The following is a 2,270-nucleotide window of genomic DNA, read 5'->3' as shown; positions in this document are numbered from 1 at the left end:
TGCATGCAGATGCTGAATGGTATCAGTCAACGATGGATATTTTGCGTCATCTCTATCATCAAGTTCATCCCAGGGGGTTCATCCAGGTTGATGACTATCAAGACTGGCAAGGGTGTGCAAAGGCTGTCCATGACTTTGAGCAGGAGCTTGGAGTTTTCTTCCGGCTGCACAGTGTAGCTGAACCATATGGCTGGAAGCCAGATAGCCTAGAGGTTCAGGGTTGGCCTAGTGCTGTATGGTTAAGTCCCTCTGAGAACTGGCCGGTAATCACAGATGGTTTGATACAAACCTTCAAACCAGAAGGGATCCGTCTAAGCAAGATTAACGTGGGTCTTTTCCCCTACTGGGAGATGGAGACAGAGCAGCTTGTGCAAGAGTTGGAGGTTCTGTTGGAGTCAATTCTACGTAGCCCCAACCCAGAAGACTATGCCCTGATCTTCCTGGGAGACCCGGATCCGCAAGTGGCTAATCGAACCCTGGAGATAGCTGCGGGCAACGTAGTCCTCAAGCTCATGGAAGTAGGGCTGGAGCTAGGCAGAGAGCCATTCTCTTCTGTAGTGGCTGGGTTGAACCCCCATCAATGGGAGAGGCTGATTCCCCAACTGAACTATCGCTATCCTCTGAAGCACGAGCGCTTTCCTCAAGGCCTGCGGCTGGCTGTCCAGAGGTTGCCTGTGTTATAGGCACCTACTTTCTGCCTGGGGGCATGCCCTTGTTTTTTCTTCCTGATGGCTAAGATTGTTGTTGGAGGAAAATTAGGAGCTATGAACTCAACTATCATCGTTACAGGTGCTGACAGCAAGTTTTTTGAGTTAGTTCAGGGGACTATTCTCTCTATACGAGAGAAGCCGCAGGGAAGCTCTGTAGATATTGCGTTTCTCGATGTGGGTTGTACACCCGAGCAGCTAAAGTGGATAAGTCAGCATGTTGATTATATCGTTGAGCCAGGGTGGACTTATGACATTCCTGATATTGATAGGCAGCCCGGCTATCTTAAGGCGCAGTTTTGTAGACCTTTCATTGCTGATTACTTTCCAGGCTATGAAGTTTACATCTGGCTTGATGCAGATACCTGGGTACAAGATTGGTCTGCAATCGAGCTTTTTATCCTAGGAGCTAGGCACAAAGGCTTTGCAATCGCTATTGAGCCGTTAAATACTCTCTTTACTCCTTCGGTTTCTCTTCACGTAAGTTTTCTTTTTGCAAAATACTGGGACTACTTCCATCTCACGGACTGCACTCCAGAGCATAGCAACCTGCACCTGATGCCAGTCCTAAACACCGGTGCAATCTCTGGACGCAGTGACTCTTTCGTTTGGTTAAGATGGAAGTATAGACTAGGTCAATGTATTTCAAATCTATCTCGCGTTTTTAGAGGCCTTGATAAGCCTTTCTACGGAGAGCAGCACGCTCTAAATGCGACGATCTATAGGGATTGTGGAATAGATAATGTTGAACTACTGCCTTCACACTGTCATTGGGCTTGCCACCAAAAACTGCCTCTATGGGATCCACAAAGGAAGCTCTGGGTAGATTGTTTTCCACCCCACAATCCAATAGGGATCATGCATCTTGCAGGTGATGCTAAGCTAGCACCAACTCACATTGCACTTACAACTGAGGGCTTTAAGGTTGAAGTCAGCCTTCGGTATCCAGGCCCAGTAGCTAACCCAGCTAGGAGGTACGACTACGTAGCGGCTAGCCTCAGAAGAATACGTCTTGACCATGGCTTTCCTTTTATGGTCGCTCTTGATCCGAGTTCTGAGACCTATCCCCATCTGAATAAACAGATTCCTCACCTTCGGTATGCAGATCGACGTCAACCTGGTATTGGCTTTGTCACTCGGGACAAGGCGCACATCTTGTACAACACTGCACTTGAGTTCAAAGGAAAAAACGCCCTAGAAATTGGCTGCTGGCTAGGCTGGTCAACCGCTCACTTGGCAGCAGGAGGAGTTGCCCTTGATGTGGTGGACCCTGCTCTGGCTAATCCTCAAGTCTATGCAAGCGTTGATCAGTCTCTCCGCTCAGCTGGAGTCCGCTCCAACGTCAGCCTCTACCCTGGCTATAGCCCAGCAAAGGTAGAGGAGATCGCCAAGACAGAGAATCGCCGCTGGTCTCTGATTTTCATCGATGGAGACCACACCTCACCAGCCCCCTTGCAAGATGCTCAGGTAGCGGAGCGATATGCTGCCGACGATGCCTTAATCCTGTTCCATGATCTGGCCTCGCCAGATGTAGCCGAAGGTCTGAATTATTTGAGAGACAAA

General features: G+C 49.0%; 2 protein-coding genes. Both read left to right on the top strand.

The annotated features are described in order from the left end of the window. On the top strand, positions 1 to 683 hold a 683-nt coding region (locus NW837_RS02785), incomplete at its 5' end, for a TylF/MycF/NovP-related O-methyltransferase (protein WP_414329165.1). Between the two features lie 45 nt (positions 684 to 728). Beyond that, positions 729 to 2,270, top strand: a 1,542-nt coding sequence (locus NW837_RS02780; protein WP_414329164.1) for a class I SAM-dependent methyltransferase, incomplete at its 3' end; no start/stop codon positions are given.

Origin of the sequence: Synechococcus sp. R6-10, assembly GCF_047461815.1 — a bacterium.
In the GTDB taxonomy this organism is placed as follows: domain Bacteria; phylum Cyanobacteriota; class Cyanobacteriia; order Thermostichales; family Thermostichaceae; genus Thermostichus.
This window is presented reverse-complemented; position numbering and strand designations above follow the sequence as displayed.